The sequence below is a fragment of the Olivibacter sitiensis DSM 17696 genome (assembly GCF_000427965.1).
GTDB classification, from domain to species: Bacteria; Bacteroidota; Bacteroidia; order Sphingobacteriales; family Sphingobacteriaceae; genus Olivibacter; species Olivibacter sitiensis.
In genome coordinates this window covers 1-7,066 of sequence record NZ_ATZA01000083.1, presented here as the reverse complement: position 1 = coordinate 7,066, position 7,066 = coordinate 1, and the positions used below count along the sequence as shown (strand labels likewise).

The following is a 7,066-nucleotide window of genomic DNA, read 5'->3' as shown; positions in this document are numbered from 1 at the left end:
CCATAGAATCACATCGGCTGAATATTCCGAACAGCATCGTCATGAGTTGTGTCCATGAATCAAAGGTCTTGTAATAGCGGTCAGACCGGTGCTTGCTCACAAGCATCTCAAATTTGTTCCTTGGAATAAAACCTAATAATTGTTTGAAGATTGGCTGACCGACTAATTTCTTTTCTGTATTTTTATCACTCATATTTTTAGTTTGTCGTAAAACCAAAATATGAAAAAAGGAGCTTGCCAGATATGGCAGCTCCTTAAATTATTTTTTGTCGGTCAGTAGTGCTTATTTATATATAACCGTGTGTGTTAGAAAGATTGCCTAAGTGTTAATCCAAAAGTTCTTGGATCTCCCAAAACGGCAGCATAGTGACCTGCGTTGCCTACGCCTGGCAACAATTGCTCAAAATAGTTTTTGTCCAATAGGTTACGAGACCAAACAAAGATGGAGAAACTGTTTGTAGTGCGGAACCCGAGTCTAGCATTAACAATTGCATAGCCATCAATATTCATAACCCGTGATGGGGTTGGGCTAGAGGAGAACTCCGAACGATAGGAACTTTCCACAGCCACAAAGAATTGACCTTCTTTGCCTATCAGGCTGCCAGAACTAGAAGAAAGCTCTCCGCCTAAATTCCCAGCCCATTTGGAAATACCTGGCAATCTTTGGCCAGAAACATCTATAAACGGATCCGCAGCACCTGTTTGTTCCAAAGGCAGCGGTGCGTTCGGGAAAGACTCGTATTTTCCGTCTGTATAGGCAAAGGCTCCGTATAGATTGAGGTTATTACTTACCCTATAGCTACCGTCTACTTCAACACCAATCACACGAACCTCGTCCGCATTGGCCAAATAACCGCGGGCAATCGAAGGATCCGGATCTTGCACCTGTGTTTGATAGTCTTTTATATCTGTCACATGGGCGACAACGTTCAATATAGCGTTTCTGCCAGGCGATGTTTTGATGCCGATTTCTCCATGAGTTACATACTCTGGTTTGACCCTAGCCAAGCTTAAATCTGGTTGGCCATCGACGTTAGGCAGTCCTCCCAAGTTTACCCCTACTGGTTTGTAACTGGTAGAGAAAGTGGCAAATGTATTGATGTGCTCATTTGCTTTGTAAGCTACCGTTAGCTGACCGGTTACATTACTTTCATCGGTAGTAAAGTTAAAAGATTGGTCGTTATATATACTGCGAATAGAAAGCAATACGGGATCTGTTGTTTCATATAATCCGTAGCCTATCCGGTTAAAATCTACTTTCTTTCTGTCATAGTTGTATCGGATGCCTGGTAATACATGTAGTTTGTCCGTTATCGACCAATCGATATTAGCAAATACCGCCGCGCCAAAACTTTCAAGAAGAGAATTTATAGCAGAACCATGACCTGTGAACAAACCGGGTGTACGCCACGCATCATCCCAATTGGTATAAGCGCTGCCATAGAATCTACCGTCTGGAGCGAGATCGGCAGCGGGAATAGGACCAAACGAACTTTGCTGGAATCGCCATTGATCTTCACCTGCTTCTTCTATATGTACCGGATCGGTCTTTAAGGTTTGTCCAATGGCATATATACCAATCACGCCACTCAATTTTCTGGAGAAATCTCCCGCGTAACGTACCTCTTGCGACCAATTTCTATGTTTTGAGGTAGCCTGCGACTTAGCTGTAGCATCTAATCCAGTAAAGTCGCGGTCGTTCATAGGATCCCAATTCCAGTAGCGCCAAGCGGTGGTCGACGTTAGTTTGCCAGGGCCAATCTGAGCATCTATATTCAGGGAAGCACCTCCCAGATCGTTACCGGAGCGCCACGTTGAATTCTGGTCAATTAATCTGTCAAAAGCATTTTCGCTAGGAAGCTGCCAGCCCAAATCGGCGATGATACTGCGAAACTGCCTTTCTTCCCGACGTTCCGTCTCGGCCACTCCTGCAATCACCTGTGCATATCCTTCATTAGGACGTTGGCGTGAAAAATCCCCCGCCAATGTGATCTCCAGATTTTCATTGGGAGTGAACAACAACTGACCACGTGCACCCAAATTGTTGAGGTCATTGACGTATCGGTCGCTTCGCACGTTATAAACAGTACCATCACGTTGTGTGCCTGAGAAGGATAACCTAGCGGCAAGTTTATCCTTTACCAAAGGCCCCGTAATGGAGGTTTTGGCCTGTATGAATCCGTAATTGCCATAGCTTAGCTCAAAAGTGGCGCTCGGATCAAAGCTTGCTTTACGAGTGGTAATGTTAAAAGCGCCGGCAGTGGTATTTTTGCCGAATAAAGTACCCTGAGGTCCGCGTAATACTTCTATTTGTTCTACGTCCACGAAATCGAGTGTTGTTGCAGCAGGTCGTGCGTAGTAAACCCCATCTACATAGAAGCCAACACCCGGATCAAGACCGTCGTTGGTGAGGCCAAAAGTAGAGCCTAAACCACGGATATTGATGGTAGTGTTACGGGGATTGGAAGAATAAAGCTGAACCGTTGGCACAAGTTCCTTTACACGGTTTACATTAAAAGCACCCGCTTCTTCTACCAAGGCCCCTCCTACTACGGATACGGGGATAGGAACATCCTGAGCCGACTCTTGCCTCCGCCTCGACGTGATCACTACCTCCGAAAGGATGTCATCGCTTGCCAAGGTGATTTGGAGTGGTGTGCTGGTCGCATTACTGACGGATACTTCCTTCCGTTTGTAGCCAACGGAATTGACGAGGAGCGAAATTGGCAGCTGCCCCGGCACGGTAATGCTAAAATAGCCATCAGCATCGGCAGCAACTTGTGTTTTGGTGCCCTTTATGGAAATTGTTGCATTAGGTACAGGATCTCCGTTCCCATTTTTAACGCTTCCCGTCAACGTGTTTTGTGCCTGAGCGGAGGCTGTGTGGATCAAAAAAAATACAGATATGAGGTAAAATAGTTTTCTATTCATTGTTAAAGTAGTAATTGTCATATTTTTAAATCTATGGTCTTTCCGATGTTTATATAAAGCTGTTAACAAATTCTACAATAAGGAACTAAGTATAATCTATATGCGATCACTACCGATGTTTTTAAAAGTTTCATGTCACAAAAGTAGCAATACAATATATATATCCTATAGAATTAATAGATTTTTATACATTATTGTCAAATTAGTGATTTTGCCAACATCTTTTTGTCTTATTTAAATAAATAGCAACTGTAATTTTAAACGGTAAGCTACCTACTTTCCCTCGTCCATTGCCTTTGCCAGATTTATTTAGAAAATGCTTTTTAGAAAGACAAATTATATGCATATTGCGACCGATTTTATTATCAGCTCATATTTAAAACACTAATTTTACAGAAAAAATAGCAGCATGAATATTCACGAATATCAAGGTAAATCTATATTGAAAAGCTTCGGAGTACGTGTTCAGGAAGGAATCGTTGCCGATACACCTGAGCAAGCCGTAGAAGCTGCGAAAAAACTGAAGGAAGACTATAACTCGGACTGGGTAGTGGTCAAGGCACAAATCCATGCTGGCGGCCGCGGTAAGGGTGGCGGTGTGAAGTTGGCCAAGAACCTGGATGAGGTAAAGGAAAAATCCGAGCAAATCATTGGTATGCAACTGGTGACCCCACAAACGGGGCCCGAAGGAAAGAAAGTAAGTAAGGTATTGGTTGCACAGGATGTCTATTATCCAGGTGAGAGCGAAACCAAGGAATTTTATATGAGCGTATTGCTAGATCGCAGCCGTGGTCGCAATATCATCATGTATTCTACCGAAGGAGGAATGGATATTGAGGAAGTCGCTGAAAAAACTCCCCACCTCATCCACAAGGAAGAAGTGGATCCTTCAGTAGGCTTGCAAGGATTCCAAGCGCGCAAAATCGCTTTCAATTTAGGATTGAGCGGCGCTGCATATAAAGATATGGTGAAATTTGTAAGCGCCTTATATAAGGCCTACGATGCGACAGATTCTTCCCAGTTTGAGATCAACCCCGTGCTAAAAACGTCTGATGACAAAATTCTGGCCGTAGATGCCAAGGTGAACTTTGATGACAACGCCTTGTACCGTCATCCGGACTACGCAGCGCTTCGCGATTTGTCTGAAGAGGATCCTACCGAAGTGGAGGCAGGCAAATCCAATCTGAACTACGTGAAGCTTGATGGCAACGTGGGTTGTATGGTAAATGGTGCCGGACTGGCAATGGCTACCATGGATATCATTAAATTGGCCGGTGGCGAACCTGCTAATTTCTTGGACGTCGGCGGTACGGCCAATGCAGAAACCGTTAAGGCTGGTTTTAACATCATATTGCAAGACCCAAATGTAAAGGCGATTCTTATCAATATATTCGGTGGTATTGTCCGTTGCGATCGCGTAGCACAAGGCGTGATTGATGCCTATCAGGAAATAGGTAATATCCCTGTTCCTATCATCGTGCGCTTGCAAGGTACAAATGCTGCCGAAGCCAAGAAGTTGATAGATGAATCTGGTTTGGAAGTATATTCTGCTATACAACTTAAGGAAGCAGCAGAATTGGTGACTAAGGTACTTTCCTAATATAATTTGAATTTGTTTGCATTTGAGCGACCTGGCGAAAAAGTAAACAAATTACTGTAAATCAACAAGAGAAGTACAATAAACGACCTCCGACCTGAAAGTCGGAGGTTGTTTTTATTAATAAGCCCTATCTTTGCTGGGGTTTTTGAACAAAAAAATGACACATACAAAAATTAAAGAACTTTTATCTACAACGGCGGTCGGTACGGAAGTCACCGTAAAAGGTTGGGTAAAAACCTTTCGCAACAATCAATTCTTAGCAATCAATGATGGCTCTTGCTTGAGTAATATACAAGCAGTAGTAGATTTTGAAAACACGGATGAAAGTATCCTAAAAAGGCTAACAACGGGTGCCGCCGTCGAAGTACATGGTACCTTGGTAGAATCATTGGGAAAAGGGCAGCGTGTGGAGGTGAAGGCAAAGGATATTATCATTTTAGGTGACAGTGACCCGGAGAAATTCCCCTTGCAACCTAAGAAGCATAGCCTTGAGTTTTTGCGCGAGATAGCACATCTGCGCTTTCGTACCAATACGTTCAATGCAGTATTCAAGGTACGCAATTGCCTGGCCTTTGCTGTACATAAGTTCTTTAATGAGAAAGGTTTTGTGTACTTGCATACACCGATTATTACTGGTTCTGATGCTGAAGGAGCTGGTGAAATGTTCAAGGTGACCACGCTTGACTTCGATAATACACCTCGTACTGAAGATGGACAAGTAGATTATAGCGAAGATTTTTTTGGAAAATCCACCAATTTGACCGTATCTGGACAATTGGAGGGTGAACTGGCAGCCATGGCCTTCGGCGATATTTATACCTTCGGCCCTACTTTTAGAGCCGAAAATTCCAATACGACTCGTCACTTGGCAGAGTTCTGGATGATAGAACCAGAAATGGCTTTCTATGAACTAAAGGACAATATGGACCTGGCGGAGGAATTCCTCAAATACCTGATCAAGTATGCCTTGGAACATTGTCCTGAAGAAATCGAGTTTTTGAGGACAAGGCTGCTGGACGAGGAAAAATCGAAGCCACAAAAAGACCGTTCGGAACTGGACCTGACACAAAAACTTCAATTTGTGCTGGAAAATGATTTTGAACGCTTGACTTATACGGAAGCGATTGATATATTGAAGCAATCCAAGCCAAATCAGAAAAAGCAATTCAAATACCTTATCGACAGTTGGGGCGCAGACTTGCAATCCGAGCACGAACGCTATTTGGTAGAAAAGCACTTTAAGAAGCCCGTAATCCTGACAAACTATCCAGCCGATATCAAATCGTTTTATATGCGCCTTAACGAACCAGATGCGGAGGGCAGAAAAACAGTAGCCGCTATGGACATACTATTCCCCGGTATAGGTGAAATTGTCGGTGGCTCGCAGCGCGAAGAGCGATACGATAAACTCATCCAAAGAATGGAAGAAATGCATGTACCGATTGAAGAGATGAGCTGGTATTTAGACACCAGGAGATTTGGTTCTGCACCACATGCTGGCTTTGGCCTAGGTTTCGAACGCTTGGTATTGTTCGTTACTGGTATGACCAATATCCGCGATGTCATTCCCTTTCCACGAACACCCAAAAATGCCGAGTTTTAAAAACATAAAAATGGCCTACGGTTTAAACCGCTGGCCATTTTTATTGTTCCATTAATATGTTGATAAAAATATACCCAGAGAATCCGAATGAAAAAGCCATTGAGCAAGTGGTCGAGGTATTGCGCAAAGGAGGTCTTATCATCTACCCTACCGATACCGTGTATGGTATCGGATGCGACATTACCAACCAGAAAGCCATTGAAAACCTATGCCGTGTACGTGGGCTAAAGCCCGAGAAGGCCAATCTATCTTTCATTTGTTATGATCTAACGGATATTGCCACCTACACAAAACCCATAGATACGGCCACTTTCCGTTTATTAAAAAAGGCGCTGCCAGGCCCATTTACGTTTATCTTCAACGCAAGTGGTCAGGTTCCCAAACTGCTTAGCTCCAAAAAGAAAACCGTCGGTATTCGTGTCCCTGATAATCGCATAGCACGTTGCATAGTCAAGGAATTGGGCAATCCCATTGTCTCTGCATCTATTCACGATGACGATGAGATCATAGAGTATTCTACCGATCCCGAGCTTATAAACGAAAAATTCGAGAATCAGGTAGATCTAGTAATTGATGGCGGCTACGGCGGCAATGTGGCATCTACCGTGGTAGACTGTACCCAAGGCGATTTTGAAGTGCTTCGTCAGGGCAAAGGAAATCTAGAAGATTATATCTAAGGTTAAGTAAAAATTAAAAAGTCAAAAACTTTAACACCTGACAAAAAAAAGTACGCATTTAATTGTCAACACAAAACATTAAGTAATGAAGACACATTAAGTCTTGATTTTCCTGAATGCCTTAATGGTTCGATGGTTGCGAGGTTAAGTGAAAATTAAGAAGTCAAAAGCTTTAACACCCGACGAAAAATGTAAGTGTTTAATTGTCAACATGAAACATTAAGTAATGAAGACACATTAAGTCTTAATTTTCCA

At 43.1% G+C, this 7,066-nt stretch carries 5 protein-coding genes; 3 read left to right on the top strand and 2 right to left on the bottom strand.

Annotated elements, in window-relative coordinates; genetic code table 11:
* Nucleotides 1-193, bottom strand: a 193-nt coding sequence (locus A37S_RS26915) for a DUF4372 domain-containing protein (protein ID WP_028298797.1), incomplete at its 3' end; no start/stop codon positions are given.
* A gap of 113 nt (nt 194-306) precedes the next feature.
* Entirely contained in the window at nt 307-2,931 is a 2,625-nt protein-coding gene (locus A37S_RS0122110) for a TonB-dependent receptor (RefSeq protein WP_028298833.1), read from the bottom strand.
* A gap of 409 nt (nt 2,932-3,340) precedes the next feature.
* Here A37S_RS0122110 and sucC point away from each other — a divergent pair, with 409 nt between their 5' ends.
* From sucC to A37S_RS0122095, 3 genes are all read left to right on the top strand, one after another.
* Nucleotides 3,341-4,531, top strand: a complete 1,191-nt coding sequence (sucC, locus tag A37S_RS0122105; RefSeq protein ID WP_028298832.1) for an ADP-forming succinate--CoA ligase subunit beta — start codon at nt 3,341-3,343, stop codon at nt 4,529-4,531.
* 157 nt (nt 4,532-4,688) lie between these two features.
* Entirely contained in the window at nt 4,689-6,134 is a 1,446-nt protein-coding gene (asnS, locus tag A37S_RS0122100) for an asparagine--tRNA ligase (RefSeq protein ID WP_028298831.1), read from the top strand.
* Between the two features lie 56 nt (nt 6,135-6,190).
* Nucleotides 6,191-6,811 carry an L-threonylcarbamoyladenylate synthase gene (locus A37S_RS0122095; protein ID WP_028298830.1) on the top strand — a complete coding sequence of 207 codons (621 nt, stop codon included), beginning with the start codon at nt 6,191-6,193 and terminating at the stop codon, nt 6,809-6,811.
* Nucleotides 6,812-7,066: the final 255 nt, after the last annotated feature.